The organism is Bradyrhizobium canariense, from assembly GCF_900105125.1.
Classification (GTDB): domain Bacteria; phylum Pseudomonadota; class Alphaproteobacteria; order Rhizobiales; family Xanthobacteraceae; genus Bradyrhizobium; species Bradyrhizobium canariense_A.
Genome location: NZ_LT629750.1, coordinates 4,440,110 through 4,456,997, shown reverse-complemented (window position 1 = coordinate 4,456,997; position 16,888 = coordinate 4,440,110). Strand labels below are relative to the sequence as shown.

The following is a 16,888-nucleotide window of genomic DNA, read 5'->3' as shown; positions in this document are numbered from 1 at the left end:
AACTGACGGCGAAATACGATATCTGCCGTATCGCTTGCGAATGAACCCAGCGATATCTTTCACCCCAACTGGACACGCTTGAACAGCAGTCGATCCTGAGTTCGGCAGTTGGTCGCAGCAGTGCGCCATCAACGGGGCTATTTGATTGCGAAGGAGTGCGCTTTCAAAGTGGCAGTGGAATTTTCCGAACGCGTACAAGAAAGCAATTTGGATATGGCAATTACCGATAGTTCCCACGCCCGGCGACCATCGCCACCTCTCAAGGCGCGGGCAATCGCTGTCCTGGCTGGCTTCGGCATTTTGCACGTCGTCGGAGGATACATGCTGCATCACGCGCCGAGTATCCGACCCATCGAAACGGCAACAACGGCGATCCACGGCGACTAAATGGATTGATTGTTGTCACTTGAGTGAGTTCGGACGACCCCACGCTGTCCCGCCATCGACGACGATCAACGTTCTAGAGGACGCGCTGCCATGTCAGACATAGCGGTTTATTTGGTGCTGAGCGGGGCAGTTTTTGCCGGCGCGCTCGTTTCCGGCCTTTCCGGGTTTGCGTTCTCGGCGGTCGCCGGCGCTATCCTGCTGCACGTTTTTCCGCCGATAGAAGCTGTGCCATTGATGATGGCTTGCAGCATCACCGTACAAGCGGCCAATCTGTTTGCGCTACGCAAGAGCATGCAATGGAAAACCAGCCTCGTTTTCATCGCTGGTGGACTGTTAGGCATTCCGATCGCGATCTATCTCCTGCAGAATGTGGATACGGCGATTTTCAGGCTAGGTTTTGGAACGCTCGTATCGCTTTACGCGGCATATGCCTTGTTGCGGCCAACGGCTGCTTACTTGCGTCAGATGGACAGCCGAAGCAGGAACGCGCTGGTAGGGTTTGGTGGGGGGCTGGTCGGCGGGTTGACCGCGATGCCCGGCGCACTTCCTGCGATCTGGTGCGACATCCATGGTCTCCCGAAAACTCAGCAGCGCGGCCTGGTTCAACCCTACATCGGGGTCATGCAGCTTTTCGCGCTCGCTCTCATGCTTTCGCACCACAGCCTCTCGCTGCAGGTTTTGATCGACTTTGGCATTTCTCTGCCCGCCTTAGCTGCTGGAACGGCTGTAGGTATCGTCCTGTTCGGACGGATCAACGAATCGGCCTTCAAACGAATTATCCTGGGCTTGTTGCTGTTTTCGGGACTTTGCCTTGTGATCTAGAAGGGGGTCTTCGTGGAAAGGTGTGAGTGGTTTCGGGCTGAACATCATCTGAGAGCGCGAGAGTAGCCTTTTCATACGATGAGGTCGCCGAGTTCTGCTCGGCTGCCGCAGGCGCGGCGCTTCGGTGGAAATCCAGATCTGGGATACCGGCCCTGGCATCCCCGCAGATCAGCAAGCAACGGTCTTCGAGGAATTCGTGCAATTGCAGAATCCGGCGAGGGATCGCGCGAGGCGATCGTGGCGGCCTGTGTTGGCGGCAAGGAATCAATCAATATTGGTTGCTAAAAGGATGTGTAGCCGCCCCAGATTGGCGATCACCCGGCCACGGTTGAGATTGTATCTCGGCGCTGATCTCACACCACGCCGCCACCTGCGGCGGCGGCGCAGGGCCTTTCGACATTAGCCCCTCACCGACGACGAAATACGACATCTGCCGTATCGCCCAGCGACGGAGATAAAGATATGAAGCTTGGTCATTGGGCGAATTTCGTCTCGAGCATTCGCGTGAGTGGACGGTAAATAAAGAGGGAGTTGAGCGCAAAGTTCGAACGCCGGGTATAACGCTTGGCATTGATGAAACTGGAGATTGAAATGACCAATACGCAGGATGCGAATAATCAAGGGGACGCCGTGCCTGGCGAAAACCTCAAGGACAGCGCTCAGAGCAAAGCATCCCAAATCTCGACGTCTGATGCACTCAGCGACAGCTCGCTGGACGATGTGTCAGGCGGCAGTTGGCCGTACGCAACCTTGCGCTCCGCTCAGGTCTCTCCAACCATCTGATCTTGGGGTGACGGCGGGATCGGCTTAGATATTACCGAGCCTTTACGATGACCGGTCGTCCTGCAGGCGGGGGCATCGGTCATTTCGTTTTGCTGTGGAGCAACTTCGCCCAACGTGCTGCAGGCCTTTTCGTAGTACTTGAGCTGGGCTGCAGGCGCAGCCCTCCCCAGTGACTGGTGCAAATCGCGTCACGGTCGCTCGCCGGACTGCCCCACGAAATTTTAAAGTGGGTCTCAATTTCACTCACAGCAGACGCATTGATTAAGCCATTGAGATTATGGAGGGGTGCACCCGACACGACTCGAACGTGGGACCTTTGCCTTCGGAGCAAGATAACGTACCCATCCGAAAAATGCGATAGGGCACGCTATGCTACGCTATCCACCTAAAGCAACTGGATATTCTCGACAACAACAGCGACTTTCCTATCCGAAAACCCGCACCGATTTTCTCCCGCCTGCTTACGCGTTGCTTACTTGGGAGATCGCGCCCGGAACGAAGGAACGTCATGGTCAAGATCACGAAGAGGGTTGTCGAGGCGGCGGATGCCCGAGAGAAGGACTACCTAATCTGGGACGACGAACTGCCGGGCTTTGGACTCCGGGTTTTTAGTTCTGGAAAGCGCGGCTACGTCATCCAGTATCGAACGAGAGGTCGGTCTCGTCGATACACAATTGGGCTTCACGGAGCCTGGGCACCAGAGACTGCACGCCGAGAGGCAAGGGTGCAATTGGGGCGCGTCGCTGGGGGTGATGATCCCGTCGAAGATCGCCAGCTCGATCACAAGGCGATCACCGTGAAGGAACTGTGCGCCCGCCATCTCGCCGACCTCCAGGCCGGCCTCATCCTGGGAAAGGGAGGGCGACCGAAGAAGGCCTCAACGATCGTCACCGATACTGGCCGTATCGAGCGTCACATCATTCCCCTCATAGAGATCCGGCGGGTCAAGGATCTGGCGAAGACTGACATCAACAAGGTCCTCAAGGACATCATGGCCGGAAAAACGCGGGTTTCGGTCAAGATCAAGAAGCTGCGCGGAAAGGCCATCGTCCGAGGCGGCGCTGGAACGGCCACGCGTACCGTTGGTCTTCTCGGCGGCATTCTTACCTACGCCGTCGAGGCAGGGATCATCGAGAGCAACCCGGCACATGGCATCCGCAAGCCAAAGGACAACGTGCGAAAGCGTCGACTGTCAGAGGCGGAGTATCGAATTTTGGGTGGGATGCTCCGCGCGGCCGCCAAGCAGGAGAAATACGCCATGATCGTAGACGTTGTCCGTCAAATTGCACCGACCGGCTCCCGGCGAAGCGAGATGATCGGCTTGAAATGGACGGAGGCGGATACCGAGGCGAGCTGCCTGCGGTTGGAGGACAGTAAGGAGGGTGAATCCATCTGTCCCATTGGGCTGCCTGTCGTCGAATATCTCGAGCGACGGCGTACTGACGATGTTGGCACATACGTTTTCCCGGGTCAGTGTGAGGACAACGCGTTCGGCAGCTTCCGGAGCCATTGGAAGCACATCTTCGAGGACTCCCCCCTGTCGGATGTGACACCGCATGTCCTACGTCATAGCTTCGCGAGCAACGACCCCGGCTTTACCGAGGTCACCATCGCGGCTCTGGTCGGTCATGCCAAAGGTTCGGTGACCAGCAAGTACATCCATACGCTTGACACCGCGCTCATCATGGCTGCGGACACGATCTCCGGCTACATTCAAGGGCTCCTCGACGGCATTGAGTTCAAGCAGACCGCCTACGCGCTGGATCGCGATTCACGAAAGGCCACCCTTGCCCGCTTCCTGAAAAGGGCGTCAGGCGACGAGCCGGAGGAGGGCGAAGAGGAGCGTCGCTTGGCTGCATAATCCCGAGTCGCAATGTACTGTTTGTGGAGCGGCCGCTCATGGGCGCAAAGCGGGCACTCATAGAGCTTTGCGATGGGGCGAGACCAAATTATATCGCTATTCGATAGCTCTTATATTATTGAAATACCTAAATATTTTTTCTTTGATGGGACACGAAACTCGACTGAATGGCGACTTTACGCCGGGAGGAGATACCCGCGCTCATCGTGAGCGTGGGTGAACTCAGAGGACGACCACTGCGTGAAGATCTCCCAGTCCATGTTAGATCAGAAGCGCGAAGCGGATACATCCGCCTCGCGCTGCTATCCTGCGGTCTCAGTGGCCGATGTGACTGCGGATGCCGTCCGCGACCTGGCGGATGGCCGCCCGGGTCGTCGGCAGATCCGCAATCGCATTCAGCACGCCGAAGTCATGGATGGTGCCGTCGTAGCGCGTGGAGACCGTGGGTACGCCCGCATCCTGAAGACGATGCGCATAGGCCTCGCCTTCGTCACGCAGCACGTCGTTCTCGTCGGTGATCACCAGAGCGGGCGGAAGTCCGTTGAGGTGGTCGAGGCTGGCCCGTAGCGGCGAGACATAGGGATTGTCCCGTTCGGCCTTGGTCGTCGCGTAGAGATCCCAGCCGTACTTCATAAAGGCGCGGGTGAGGAAGCGATCGTTCGCGAACTTCTCGTAGGAGCAGGTATCGACGCCCGCATCGGTCGCCGGCCACAGCAGCGCCTGGTAGCTGATCTTCGGCCCATTGCGATCCTTGGCCATCAGAGTGAGCGCCGCCGTCATGTCGCCGCCGACCGAATTGCCGACGACGGCTATGCGGCTGGGATCGGCGCCGAACTCCTCCGCATGCTTGGCGGTCCATTCGAGGGCGGCGTAGGCCTGGTTCATCTGGACCGGGTATCTCGCCTCCGGCAGGCTGCTGTATTGCAGGAAGACCGCTGGTTGTCCGGATTCGACGACGATGTCGCGGACCAGACGCTTATGGTTGTCGAAATTGCCGACGATCCATACGCCGCCGTGCAAGAAGAGTATTACGCCGGGACGCCCCTCGACGTGGTCGGGCTTCATGACGAACAGCTTGACGTCGCGGCCGTCGACCGTGAGCGACTGTTCGGTCGTGGTCACGCCGGACATGTCGACCTTGGTCTCGTTCTGCAGCGCCGTTAGAGTGTCCTGCGGCTTGGGCTGCGGCAGCTTCCAGAACGGCGAAGAGTTCTTGTCGAGCTTGACCAGGAATTGGCGGACCGCGGGTCCGATGTCGGGATCGTCGGCGACGTCCGACGTCGCCGGGGTCACGCGTTCGGTGCAGGCCTTCGGCTTGAACGGGATGGTGGCCTTGCCCTCATCCTGGGCAAACGCGCTGGTCGGCGTCAGGGCGTGCAGCACGCACGTCCCGATCAACAGATGCTTCAGTCGAACCATTGCAGACTCCTTCTGGACAGTCATTGTTGGCGATGCGAGGCCAATGTAGCTGTCCGGTCGGAATCGGTATTTCGATTAAGGCGAGGAATTTTTAGTGTTTGCACGTCAATTCGGCCGGAGGCGCCTCGTCCTGAGAAACCGGGCTTCGCTTGCTCGCGAGCAAGTCTGTAATTGCAGAGAACGTTCAGCCGCTCAGGCCGGTTTTGGCACGTATGGGAAGGTCGACGTCGGCTTGGATGTGACGGACTCCTTGCCGATACCGAGCCGGACCGGCGCGTTCGCCGCGATCGAGAACATCACGTCAGGGGCGTTGTCCGTGAGCGAGCGGCCGTTCCATTCGGCGAAGCCGAACACCGCCGGCGTTCCGACGACGTAGGGAAGAATGTTCGGGAAGAGGCGCTGGACCACCATCTCGGCATACGCGCGCGGGCTCTCGGCTGTTCCGGTCGCGGCCACCATGGCGGCGATCGCTTGGGCGACGGCTTCGCCATAGGTGGCGAAGTCGTCGGCGGGGCAGCCGGCATTGAGCCGGTTGCCGAGATCCTCGTTGTACTGCGTAAACAGCGGATGGATCATCGGCAGCCCGACCCGGTTGATCGGGCGCCATCCCCCCGCATCGGTGGCGAGCGTCGCGACGGCCCAGACGCCGATCCGGCGGCGGCCGGGCGCATCCACGAGCAGCGCGGCATCCGGCACCTCCAGCACGATGGAATAGACCGTGTGGCCGGCGAACAGGTTCCTGGCACGGGCCGGATCCCATCCGGTGAGATCGACTATGGTGCCGTCCTGGAAGGCATGACCGACGGCGTGAAGCACATCCGGTTCTATCCAGAACGGATCGCCGGCCTGGCCGGCCCAGATGCGCACGTCCTCGGATGTGGTGGCCGTCGCGCCGGTCGTTCCTCGCGCAATGACGCTTCCCGGGGCAGCGGGATCGGCGGCCTCCGCCCCCCGAAGGCAGCGCAGGACAAAGGCCTGGTTGCCCTGCGCGTCGCGCGCGTCGAACGTGATGCGATAGGTCACATCCTCGACGGCGTCGCCGTCGCGATCGATCTTGAACTCGTACATGCCTTCGGGATGATAGCCCGGGGCGGCAACGGGGCCGGCGATCGAGTGACAGACATTGATCACGAACACCGTGCCGATCTCGCCCCGGAACAGATAAAGGTCTGTGATGTCGAGCCTTATATCCTGGCGGGCAAGCGGCGAATCGAGGTGGTGGGACATATTGCCTCCTTTGTCATACGCGCCGTGTCGGCCGAGCTTGGCGGCCCGGCGCGGATTGCTTTGGCCCGAGCCTCTACCGGCCGCCGCCCTCGAGATTTCGAATCCCAACGCAGAATCCAGAATTCGCACGATCTTGTCGGGGGCGCGCCCGCAGATCGGAACGAGGCCCGATTTCTTGGCGTAGTCCAGCGCTTCGATTGACTTGTCTCGGGCGCCTTTCAAGGCGAGACGGTCATTTGCTCGGACCACAATCCGTTCGCGCAAAGACGAGAACTTTCAACTGTCGATTGGCAAGCAGCGTCCAATCGAAACGAGCCTCATCGGTCATCAAGAGACGACCTAAGCCGACCATGCAATATCGTCCGCCGGTATTCGCCTGGTGTTACGCCGAGGCTACGGCGAAACACCGTTGTAAGGTGCGCCTGACTAGAGAAGCCGCAGGCCGCGGACACCTGCGTGAGACTGCTTCGGCCACGATTAAGCATCTCTTGCGCACGGCGAATTCGGCGGCACAGAACGTAAGCGTGAGGGCTCATACCAATCGTCTCCCTGAACCGGCGCGCGAAATGATAGACGCTCATTGAGGCGACGCTTGCAAGCGAGGCCAAATCAAGATCTCGATCAATACTGGCTTCGATATAATCAACCACGCGTGCGACGCCGAGAGCGGGAATCTTTCCGAATGAAGTGCGAGGATGCTTGTCGCTATGGCTTGAGAACTGGCGCACCAGGATCTCCGACAGGATCAGCGCCCAGCTATCGAGAATGAGGTTTGTCGGCTCGATCAACGATAGTGCATATCGAACGGACCGCGCGGCACCGCATAGTCTATCGCCTCCAACGCCAGACGGCATCCGCAGCTTGTCGTGAGCAAGCTCCCGGTTGAAGATGCTCTCCGAGACGGTTTGGAGGAGAGTGAAAGGCACATATAGCTGGACGAAGCTGACAGGATGCTCGAATCGCCAGCGCGCTCCCTCGAAGGGTTGCATGGCCACAGATCCAACCTGGCTCGGTATCGTCTCGTTGTTGCGCCAGATGGGTCCGCCGCCCGTATTCAATGCGATGCAGACGAAGTCGGGGTCGCCGTTATGATCACATTGCTCGACCGTGGAATGCCAGAATGTCGCCTTCAAAGAGCTGTTCGCACCTACACCGATCGTCCGGACGGGCGCCATGACATCGCTCTCGAGGTAGCGCGGCGTAAAATCCGACACTGCGGGGCTACAGAAACTGAGACCCTGCCTGCCTGCTGCAAGCATATTATCGTAATCGATCGACGAGTAGTTCGGCATGTGACAACCACCTCTGCACAACGCATTGCTTGCTAACGCGTGCCCCTATCGTAGATAGTTATTCTTCATCGAACTGAAGGCCCCCAGACCAAGATTTCAAAGAACGATCCTTTGCTGGTTGTTTGGCCGGCCCGGCTCGTACAGCGACGGCGATGTCCCTGTCGAGGAACAGCGTCGGCGTTCTGGTGAGGAATTGCCGGACGGGAACACCTCGCGGGTGTTCGAGCCATCGCTGGATTTGATTGCTGAGGTGGCAAGCCGGCAACGGTCGCGCTTGCGACTCGGCCTGCGGGTCGAGACCGCCTTCCCGTGGAAGGGAGCGGAAAAAGCAAGAATCTGTAAAAAACCGCGGCGCGCATGTGCGATTGCACGTCCGAGGCGGAGGAATGCGGCGCGGTCCTGTCGAAGGCCACGTTCAAAAAAGCAAGATTTTGAAATACCAGGCGTGGGATTTCAAAAGACCCGCTTCAGCATTTCGCTTAGGTGCACAGAGGTCGCCAACGCTTGGATGGCCGAAGCTGTAGCCGAGTTGCCACCGATGGAGAATGCTCTGACCGTCAATTCACCACCAGGCGATTTTGTTGGAGAGCAACTTTCCCCCGGCGAAATTATCGGCGGTGGTCGACGGTTTCACCACAGCTTCACAGCTATCGGTAGCCACGATCAGCCGACCGAGCCCGACGGAACGATCGGTCAGGCGTGTCGGGGACGATTGCGTTTTGCTCTCGGACTTGGCCTGGCTCTGGCGGCTATGCCGGCGATGGCTCATTCACAGGCCGTTGAGACGGATCCAGCGCGGCCTTCCGAATCGCGTCGCGTTCAGGTCGTAGTTAAGCTCGTCAAGTCGCAACAGTATGCGCCAAAGGTTTCGCTGACGGGCTCACTGGAGCCGAGATTCTCGACCAACATAGCCTTTCGAATCAGCGGCAAGATCGAGCAGCGCCTCGTGGAGGTCGGCGACCACATCACGGCAGACCAAGTCTTGGCGCGGCTTGATCCTCAGGTGCAGCAAGCCAATCTTGACTCTGCCAGGGCTGGACTCAGTTCGGCACAAGCCCTGCTGATACAAGCCAGTGCCACGTTCGATCGGCAAACGGAACTCTTGAAGACCGGCTTTACTACTCGCCAAACATATGACGAAGCGCAGCAAGGATTACGAACGCAGCAGGCCGCAGTCGAATCGGCCAAGGCTGCCGTTGGTATCGCCGAGGAGCAACTCGGCTACGCCGAACTCACGGCCGGCGTAGCCGGAATTATTACGGCGCGCAACGCCGAGACCGGCCAGGTTGTTCAAGCCGGCCAGACAGTCTTCACGATCGCTCAAGGCGGGCCGCGCGATGCCGTATTCGACGTTTTCGAAGCCCTGCTGACCGATCCACCAAGCCCGAACGTGCAGGTATTTCTCCAGGCCGATCCGAGCGTCGTGGTGACCGGAACCGTGCGCGAAATCTCGCCCACGATCGACCCCTCGTCGGGAACGGTAAAACTGAAGGTTGGACTGGACAGCGTTCCGCCGCAAATGTCGCTCGGCGCGATCGTCGTCGGTATCGGCGCATTTAGGCCGCGTCCGGCGATCGTGATCCCGCGCAGCGCGTTGTTCCGCTGGGACGGCGAGCCGGCTGTCTGGCTGTTCGATTCGAAATCCCGGACCGTCAGTCCAAGGGTCATCAAGATCGATCGTTACGCCGGCGAACAGCTCGTTCTGTCGGAGGGTGTCGCGTCCGGTGACTCCGTCGTGACCGCCGGCATCCAGTTTCTGCGTCCCGGGCAGGTCGTCCTTCTCGGTGCCGAAGAGCAGGCCCCATGACGTCCCTGCGCCTCGGCTTGTTCCTCTCGGCTGCTATCGGTCTGGCCGCCTGCAGTGATGAGAAAACACCGCCAATGCCACCGCGTCCGGTCCTGACGATCACTGTTGCGCCGATCGCGACCGAAACCTTCGGGCCGTTCACCGGCACGGTCGAACCTCGCTATCGCACCCAGCTGGGCTTCCGGGCCTCGGGCCGCATCGTCGCGCGTGACGTCTATGTTGGGGATATCGTCAAAAACGGACAGCGGCTCGCGGCGCTTGACCCGACCATTCCGCAGTTCGCACTCGCACGCGCCAAGGCCAATGTGGCTGATGCCGATGCGCAGCTCACGAATGCAGAAGGCAATACAGAACGGCAGACCACCCTCAGCGCCAGCGGCAGCTCCAGCCGAGCTGCGCTGGATAGCGCTATCGCCGCCCGAGACACTGCGAAAGCACGGCTTGACCAAGCCAGAGCCGCAATACGCATCGCGCAAGAGCAAATTGGCTATACGGAGCTGCATGCCAATTTCGACGGCGTCGTTACCGCGTGGTCGGCCGAGGTCGGGCAGTTCGTCGAGGATGGCCAGGCGGTGGTGACGATCGCCCGCGAGGACACACGCGAGGCTGCCGTTGATATCCCCGACGAGCTGATAGGCCACGTCATGCCCGGAATGGTGTGCAACGTACGGCTCGAGGCATCACCGGAGATTACAGCGAAGGCCCGCGTGCGCGAGCTCGATCCGCTCGCCGACCCGCAAACTCGTTCGCATCGTGTTCTCTTGACCCTCGTCAACCCGGACCCCGCTTTTCGGTTGGGCTCCACGATAACCGTGACAGCGGACCACGCAACACCTCCGAAAATTCTCGTGCCAGCCGCCGCAGTGCTACGTCGTGGCGTCGAGCAATACGTATGGGTGCTTTCTGCGGACGGTCGCAGCGTCGCATCACGAACCGTCCGCGTCGCGAGCAGTCAAGACGAAATGGCTACAGTTAGCTCCGGACTCGAGGCCGGCGACAAAGTGGTCATCGTAGGCGTGCACAGCCTCCACTCCGGCGAAGCAGTCGCCGGCGAGGCCGCCCGGCCGAATCGGGGAGCATCGCTATGACCCGCTTCAATCTGTCGGAGTGGGCGCTTGGTCACCGCGCTTTTGTCTTATTTCTAATGATCGCTTCCGTCATTGCGGGCGCGTTGGCCTATCGCAAACTCGGTCGCGAGGAAGATCCATCCTTTGCGGTCAAGACCATGGTGGTCGTCGCCGTATGGCCGGGCGCAAGCATCGACGACACCCTCGATCAGGTCACCGACCGCCTTGAAAAGGAAATCCAGCAGATCGATTCGCTGGACTACACGCGCAGCTACACCGTTCCGGGCAAGGCGACGGTATTCGTGCAGTTCAGGGACACGACCGACCCGAAGAAGCTACCCGACCTGTTTTATCAAGTACGCAAGCACATCAACGACATCCGGGGCACTTTTCCGGATACCCTGCAAAGTATCGGTTTCAACGACCAATTCGGCGACGTCTTCGGAAACGTCTATGCCTTCACTTCGGACGGCCTGTCGGAACGGCAGCTGCGCGACTACGTCGAAGGAGTGCGCACCGCCGTGCTGCATGTCAACGACATTGGCAAGACCGAGATCATCGGAACTCAGGATGAGGCGATCTATCTCGATATCTCGGCGCGCAAGCTCGCTGGGCTCAAAATCGATATCGTTTCTCTCATAAGGACTTTGCGGGCGCAGAATGCGGTCTCTCCTTCGGGGGTCATCCAAGCGGGCGCAGAACAGGTGTCCGTACGAATAGACGGCCAATTCGTTTCACAGGAGAGCCTGAAGGCGATCAACCTTCGCATCAACGACCAGTTCTTCAGGCTGTCAGACGTTGCCGATATCCGCCGAGGCTACGTTGACCCGTCGCAGCCCGCGTTCCGCTTCAACGGCCAGCCGGCGATAGGCCTTGCGATAGCGATGCGAAAGGGCGGTAACCTCCTCAAGTTCGGCGATGCGCTAAAAACGAAGATGCGAGAGATCGAAGCGATGCTGCCAATCGGCGTCGGCATGCATCTCGTTTCCGACCAGCCTGGTGTCGTCGCAAAGGCTGTTGGCGGCTTTACCGAAGCGTTCCTCGAGGCGATCGCAATCGTCCTTCTGGTCAGCATCTTGAGTCTGGGCATGCGGGCCGGCCTCGTGGTTGCAATTTCGATCCCTCTCGTTCTGGCCGTAACGTTTGTCATTCTCTACGTATGGGGGATATCGCTGCAGCGCATCTCGCTCGGCGCGCTCATCATTGCACTGGGTTTGCTTGTCGACGACGCCATGATCACCGTCGAAATGATGGTGGCCCGGCTGGAAGCGGGAGAATCGAAGGCCGCCGCAGCGACGTTTGCCTACACGTCCACCGCTTTCCCGATGCTGACAGGTACGCTGGTCACGATCGCCGGCTTTCTGCCGATCGGATTCAATGCCAGTGCGGCCGGCGAATATACCTTCAGCCTTTTCGTCGTCATTGCGATCGCACTCCTCATCTCGTGGATCGTGGCGGTTCTGTTCGCGCCGCTCATCGGGGTTGTCATGCTGCCGTCAACCTTGCGGCAGCATGACGCGCGACCACGGCGTCTGATGGGGCTGTTCCGGACCATGCTCGTCGCCGCCATGGGCTGGCGCTGGATCACGATCGGCACAACACTGGTTGCGCTCGGTCTTGCGGTTGTCGGTGCGCGCTACGTGCAACAACAGTTCTTTCCATCCTCCGATCGGCCCGAAATCCTGGTTGACATGACACTACCCCAGACCAGCTCGATCGATGAGACGAACCGCCAGATGATCCGGTTCGAGGAACGACTGAAAAACGATCCTGATGTTGCGCAATGGAGCTCCTATGTCGGGCAAGGCGCGATCCGCTTCTATCTTCCGCTCGATCAGCAGCTCGATAACGCGTTCTTTGGCCAGTTCGTCATCAAGGCGAGATCGCTCGAAGCGCGCAACCGCATCATCCCGAGGCTAAAGCAATTCGCTCGCGACCGCTTCGTCGGCATCGACGTTTTCGTCCACACGTTGGACCTTGGTCCACCGGTCGGGCGTCCGATCCAGTATCGACTCAGCGGACCGGATCTGCAGTCCGTCCGCCAGCGGGCTTTGAGCCTAGGCAGCGTCGTAGCCAGCAATCCGCACGTCGACGTTCCGACATTCGACTGGAACGAGCCGGGTGAAGTTCTGCGCGTCGAAATCCTGCAAGATAAGGCACGAGCGCTCGGCATCACGTCGCAGGATATTGCCAACTTCCTCAACGGTGTCGTGGGCGGCTCGATCATTACTCAGGTGCGCGACTCAATCTATCTCGTCAACATCATCGGCCGTGCTCAGTCCGCCGACCGCCATTCGCTCGATACCCTTCAGACGCTGCAGGTCGGTCTCGCCAATGGCCGAATTGTACCTTTGCTCGCTTTCGCGCGCATTGCTTATGATATCGAGCAACCGATCGTCTGGCGCCGTGATCGGCTGCCGACGATCACCGTCCGCGCAAACATCATCGACGATACGCAACCGGCCACCATTGTCGATCAACTGCAGCCGTCAATCAGCGCTTTCGCCGCGGCTCTTCCCGCAGGGTTCAGCCTCGCGACCGGGGGAGCGGTCGAAGAAAGCGCCAAGTCTCAGGGACCCATAGCTGACGTAGTGCCGGTCATGCTTCTCGTCATGGCATTTCTTTTGATGGCTCAATTGCAGAGCTTCAGCAAGCTCGCACTGGTCGTCAGTGTTGCGCCGCTCGGCATCATTGGCGTGGTCGCGGCGTTGCTCTCATTCGGCGCACCGCTCGGCTTCGTCGCGCTGCTCGGCGTTTTGGCGCTCATCGGTATCATCATTCGTAATTCCGTGATCCTCGTGACCCAGATCGACGAATATATCCATGAGGGCCGGGCGCCTTGGGACGCGGTCGTCGAAGCGACGTGTCACCGTGTCCGGCCGATTCTTCTCACGGCCGCGGCGGCCAGTCTCGGTATGGTTCCGATAGCCCGGGAGATCTTCTGGGGACCGATGGCCTACGCCATGATCGGCGGCATCCTGGTTGGCACCATGCTGACATTGATCTTTTTGCCGGCGCTCTATGTCGCAGCCTACGGGATAAGGCCTGTATCTGATTCCGCAGGGGCCGTCGGTGCGCCGCGTCTGAATGGATTAGCCGAAGAACGTTCTTGAATTGGACAACACGAGCAAAAGATGGCGCGCGCAACGGCATGCAACGTCGCCGGGAGATGGCGCAGCGCCGCGAGGTCGACGTCGTGCCGTGTCTTGTAGCGCGAGCGCTCGATATCGAGCCACGGGTGGCCAACCGTCTCCCATCGAAAGGACTCTTGTCATGAGCTGCGTTCTACTCCCGATCCCCAGCCGCGATTTCGACCCCACGGAAGTCGCGGTGAGCTGGGAAATACTGACCCAGCACGGTCATCGGGTCGTTTTCGCGACGCCCGACGGCAAGCCGGGCGCCTGCGACCCGATCATGCTCTCCGGTATCGGACTAGACCCCTGGAGCGGCATCCCGGTGCTCCGCAATATCCGTGTCCTGGGCCTCCTGCTGAGCGCCAATGCCGACGCCCGGAATGCCTATACCGAGATGCTGCGCGATCCAGCCTTCAAGAGCCCGATGCGCTGGGACCGGATCGAATCAAAGGACTTCGACGCTCTGCTGCTCGGCGGTGGGCATCGGGCGCGTGGCATGCGTGAATATCTCGAAAGCACTGTTCTTCAGCGGATCACCGCCGAGTTCTTCGCGGACGACAAGCCGGTGGCCGCGATCTGTCATGGCGTGCTGCTGGCCGCCCGCAGCAAGCGGGTCGATGGCCGGTCCGTGCTGTACGGAAGAAAAACCACGGCGCTGCCTTGGGCGCTGGAGCGCAAGGGCAGTGCTCTCGCTCATGTCGGGCGTTTCTGGGACCGCAACTATTATCGCACCTACACGGAGGCGACGGGGCAACCCGCGGGATACATGTCCGTGCAGCAGGAGGTCACGCGCGCACTCGCCAGCTCTGCGGATTTCATCGACGTTCCCGAGAGCAACCCCGAGTTCAAGCGCAAGACGAGCGGCACGGCGCGCGACACGGTGACGAATGATCGCCCCGCCTGGGTGGTGCGGGATGAGAATTACGTTTCGGCGCGTTGGCCCGGCGACACCCATAGCTTTGCCCGCACATTCGCCGAAGTGCTCGAGGCGAAGGCATCGTGACCGATCACGATGATGCAGCACCTTCAACCAAACTTTCAGACATAATGAACGAGGAAGATCATGGTTAGTCAAAATGCGTTCGACTATACGCTCCGCTGGTGGCCTGATCAGAAACCGGAGTTTCTGTCGTTAACCCCCGGCGGTCCAAAGGTCCGCTATTTGCGGGCCGGCCAAGGCCCGGCGCTGGTCCTGCTGCATTCAATCCGTACCCAGCTAGACTTGTTTCAACGGGTGATCCCAAAGCTCACCGATCACTTCACCGTATACGCGTTCGACTATCCGGGATTTGGCTGGTCGGAAATCGTTCCGGGCGCCGACTATCGGGAACCGGCGATGCGAGAGCATGTCGTTAATTTCATCGAACGGCTCGACTTGCGCGACGTCACTCTGGCCGGCGAGTCGATGGGCGCCACATTGGCATTGACGACGGCAGCGGTGCTTGGGGATCGTGTGAAACAGGTCGTCGCGTTCAATCCTTATGACTATTTTCCAGGTGTCGAGCGGGCGAACTTACTTGCGTCCTTCATTATCAAAAACGTTCGCGCACCCCTCATCGGGCCGATTTTCGCCACCATGGAAAGCCGGGCCAGTCTCGCTGGTATCTTGAAGGGCGGTTTCCACGATCCGCGGAGCTTGCCGCCGGACTTCATCGACGAGTTGGTGAAAGGCGGGAAACGGCCGGGCTACTCAAACGTTGCGCGTGCTGTCTATAAAGGCCTTGCGAGCTACGTCGCGGCGAGATCGTATTACGCTCGGATCGATGTCCCGGTGACCCTGGTCTATGGCTATCATGATTGGTCGCGCCCGGCCGAACGCGAAGCGAACCGGGCTCAGATTAAGCATGCGAAGATGATTGTCCTCAAGGACGCCAGACACATTGTTTCGTTGGAGAGGCCGGAAGAATTCGCCCGAATTCTTATTGAGACCCTATCAACAGCCCGCTCCGCCGCTTGAGGTGGAATCGGCAATGCGCGCCTAGCGAGGCGCGAACGAAATGGACGCTCCGTGGGCCGATCCAGAAATCGACCTACACCGCACCCGTTCCTCCTGAACCCGGAGTGAACGATGTGATCGCAAACCTCGCCAGCACTGAAAGTAACTGACCATGAAGACTGCAGTCGTTCGCATTCACCGCCACGGCGGCCCAGAAGTGTTACAATATGAAGAAGTCGATCTGCATGAACCCGGCCCCGGGGAAGTGTTGATGCGGCAAACAGCGATAGGGTTGAATTTTTCGGATATTTATCAACGCGAAGGCGAGGCGGGGCCGCACGAGTCTCAACCAATGCCGATCGTGCTAGGCGGGCAGGGTGCCGGCGTTGTCGAAACGGTCGGTCCGGGCGTCGCTAACTTCAAGCCCGGGGATATGGTTGCCTATATTTATTCTGGCGCCTATGCGGAACGGCGCACCGTTCCGGCTGCGCGATTGCTGCATTTACCGGCGGGCATATCCGACAAGGTCGCTGCCGCCACACTGCTGCGTGGGCTCACGGCCGAATATCTCGTGCGTCGGCTCTATAGGGTAAAGGCCGGCGACACCATCCTCGTGCACGCCGCAGCCGGCGGCATGGGATTGATCTTGGGGCAGTGGGCGAGCGCTCTGGGTGCGCGGGTTATAGGAACTGTGGGTGCCGACGCCAAAATCAGTGTCGCAAAGGAACACGGCTGCAGTGAGGTGATCGTCTACACCCGTGAAGATTTTGTCAGCCGCGTCATGGAATTGACCGATGGAGCGGGCGTCGAGGTCGTCTATGACGGCGTCGGCAAGGCAGCCTTTCTCCAGTCCCTGGACTGCGTACGTCCGATGGGAATGGTGATCAGCTACGGCACCGCGTCCGGCAATGTCGGAATGTTCGATCTGCAGGCCCTTCACGCAAAGTCAATTATAGTTGCGCGGCCGACTTTGCGGACTTGGATCGCGAAGCCATCGGACTACGAGGCGTCGGCAGCAGCGTTCTTTGACGCAATAAAGTCCGGCAAAGTGCGTGCCGAAGTGAGCCGGAGCTATACCTTGCGCGACATACGTCGGGCTCACGAAGAACTGCAGAGCCGGATGACCGTCGGTCCGGCCATCATTGTTCCCTGA

13 protein-coding genes are annotated in these 16,888 nt (G+C 59.7%); 10 read left to right on the top strand and 3 right to left on the bottom strand.

The window, feature by feature from the left end:
• The first annotated feature begins 108 nt into the window (after nucleotides 1-108).
• From BLV09_RS21225 to BLV09_RS21205, 4 genes are all read left to right on the top strand, one after another.
• Complete coding sequence (locus BLV09_RS21225) at nucleotides 109-387, top strand: hypothetical protein (protein ID WP_146688764.1); 279 nt, start codon at nucleotides 109-111, stop codon at nucleotides 385-387.
• Between the two features lie 90 nt (nucleotides 388-477).
• Nucleotides 478-1,209 (top strand): sulfite exporter TauE/SafE family protein, encoded by a 732-nt coding sequence (locus BLV09_RS21220; RefSeq protein WP_146688763.1) that lies wholly within the window; start codon nucleotides 478-480, stop codon nucleotides 1,207-1,209.
• Nucleotides 1,210-1,782: 573 nt separating this feature from the next.
• Nucleotides 1,783-1,992 (top strand): hypothetical protein, encoded by a 210-nt coding sequence (locus tag BLV09_RS21210; protein ID WP_244548773.1) that lies wholly within the window; start codon nucleotides 1,783-1,785, stop codon nucleotides 1,990-1,992.
• Nucleotides 1,993-2,500: 508 nt separating this feature from the next.
• Nucleotides 2,501-3,853 carry a tyrosine-type recombinase/integrase gene (locus BLV09_RS21205; protein ID WP_146688761.1) on the top strand — a complete coding sequence of 451 codons (1,353 nt, stop codon included), beginning with the start codon at nucleotides 2,501-2,503 and terminating at the stop codon, nucleotides 3,851-3,853.
• A 315-nt stretch (nucleotides 3,854-4,168) separates the two neighbouring features.
• Here BLV09_RS21205 and BLV09_RS21200 read toward each other — a convergent pair whose 3' ends face one another.
• From BLV09_RS21200 to BLV09_RS21190, 3 genes are all read right to left on the bottom strand, one after another.
• Nucleotides 4,169-5,272 (bottom strand): alpha/beta hydrolase, encoded by a 1,104-nt coding sequence (locus BLV09_RS21200; RefSeq protein ID WP_146688760.1) that lies wholly within the window; start codon nucleotides 5,270-5,272, stop codon nucleotides 4,169-4,171.
• Nucleotides 5,273-5,464: 192 nt separating this feature from the next.
• On the bottom strand, nucleotides 5,465-6,499 hold the full coding sequence (locus tag BLV09_RS21195) for a DUF4331 family protein (protein WP_146688759.1): 1,035 nt from the start codon (nucleotides 6,497-6,499) through the stop codon (nucleotides 5,465-5,467).
• Nucleotides 6,500-6,816: 317 nt separating this feature from the next.
• Nucleotides 6,817-7,791 (bottom strand): helix-turn-helix domain-containing protein, encoded by a 975-nt coding sequence (locus tag BLV09_RS21190; protein WP_146688758.1) that lies wholly within the window; start codon nucleotides 7,789-7,791, stop codon nucleotides 6,817-6,819.
• A 217-nt stretch (nucleotides 7,792-8,008) separates the two neighbouring features.
• On the opposite strand from BLV09_RS21190, the gene BLV09_RS21185 reads away from it, so the two are divergent.
• From BLV09_RS21185 to BLV09_RS21160, 6 genes are all read left to right on the top strand, one after another.
• Nucleotides 8,009-9,598, top strand: coding sequence for an efflux RND transporter periplasmic adaptor subunit (locus tag BLV09_RS21185; protein WP_244548772.1), 1,590 nt, complete (start codon nucleotides 8,009-8,011; stop codon nucleotides 9,596-9,598).
• A complete protein-coding gene (locus BLV09_RS21180) occupies nucleotides 9,595-10,686 on the top strand; it encodes an efflux RND transporter periplasmic adaptor subunit (protein ID WP_146688757.1) in 1,092 nt (363 codons plus the stop codon). The genes BLV09_RS21185 and BLV09_RS21180 overlap by 4 nt, the downstream gene beginning before the upstream one ends.
• Nucleotides 10,683-13,778, top strand: coding sequence for an efflux RND transporter permease subunit (locus tag BLV09_RS21175; RefSeq protein WP_146688756.1), 3,096 nt, complete (start codon nucleotides 10,683-10,685; stop codon nucleotides 13,776-13,778). The genes BLV09_RS21180 and BLV09_RS21175 overlap by 4 nt, the downstream gene beginning before the upstream one ends.
• 160 nt (nucleotides 13,779-13,938) lie before the next feature.
• The gene (locus BLV09_RS21170; RefSeq protein WP_146688755.1) at nucleotides 13,939-14,802 is read left to right on the top strand and encodes a type 1 glutamine amidotransferase domain-containing protein; all 864 of its coding nucleotides are present in this window, start codon (nucleotides 13,939-13,941) and stop codon (nucleotides 14,800-14,802) included.
• Nucleotides 14,803-14,862: 60 nt separating this feature from the next.
• A complete protein-coding gene (locus BLV09_RS21165) occupies nucleotides 14,863-15,756 on the top strand; it encodes an alpha/beta fold hydrolase (RefSeq protein WP_146688754.1) in 894 nt (297 codons plus the stop codon).
• Nucleotides 15,757-15,907: 151 nt separating this feature from the next.
• Nucleotides 15,908-16,888, top strand: coding sequence for a quinone oxidoreductase family protein (locus BLV09_RS21160; protein WP_146688753.1), 981 nt, complete (start codon nucleotides 15,908-15,910; stop codon nucleotides 16,886-16,888).

Excerpts from the sequence above, each read along its gene's own strand:
- BLV09_RS21170 (WP_146688755.1), top strand. The coding sequence starts at position 13,939 with ATGAGCTGCGTTCTACTCCCGATCCCCAGCCGCGATTTCGACCCCACG.
- BLV09_RS21180 (WP_146688757.1), top strand. The coding sequence starts at position 9,595 with ATGACGTCCCTGCGCCTCGGCTTGTTCCTCTCGGCTGCTATCGGTCTG.
- BLV09_RS21220 (WP_146688763.1), top strand. The coding sequence starts at position 478 with ATGTCAGACATAGCGGTTTATTTGGTGCTGAGCGGGGCAGTTTTTGCC.
- BLV09_RS21190 (WP_146688758.1), bottom strand. The coding sequence starts at position 7,791 with ATGCCGAACTACTCGTCGATCGATTACGATAATATGCTTGCAGCAGGC.
- BLV09_RS21210 (WP_244548773.1), top strand. The coding sequence starts at position 1,783 with ATGAAACTGGAGATTGAAATGACCAATACGCAGGATGCGAATAATCAA.
- BLV09_RS21195 (WP_146688759.1), bottom strand. The coding sequence starts at position 6,499 with ATGTCCCACCACCTCGATTCGCCGCTTGCCCGCCAGGATATAAGGCTC.
- BLV09_RS21165 (WP_146688754.1), top strand. The coding sequence starts at position 14,863 with ATGGTTAGTCAAAATGCGTTCGACTATACGCTCCGCTGGTGGCCTGAT.
- BLV09_RS21160 (WP_146688753.1), top strand. The coding sequence starts at position 15,908 with ATGAAGACTGCAGTCGTTCGCATTCACCGCCACGGCGGCCCAGAAGTG.
- BLV09_RS21205 (WP_146688761.1), top strand. The coding sequence starts at position 2,501 with ATGGTCAAGATCACGAAGAGGGTTGTCGAGGCGGCGGATGCCCGAGAG.
- BLV09_RS21175 (WP_146688756.1), top strand. The coding sequence starts at position 10,683 with ATGACCCGCTTCAATCTGTCGGAGTGGGCGCTTGGTCACCGCGCTTTT.
- BLV09_RS21200 (WP_146688760.1), bottom strand. The coding sequence starts at position 5,272 with ATGGTTCGACTGAAGCATCTGTTGATCGGGACGTGCGTGCTGCACGCC.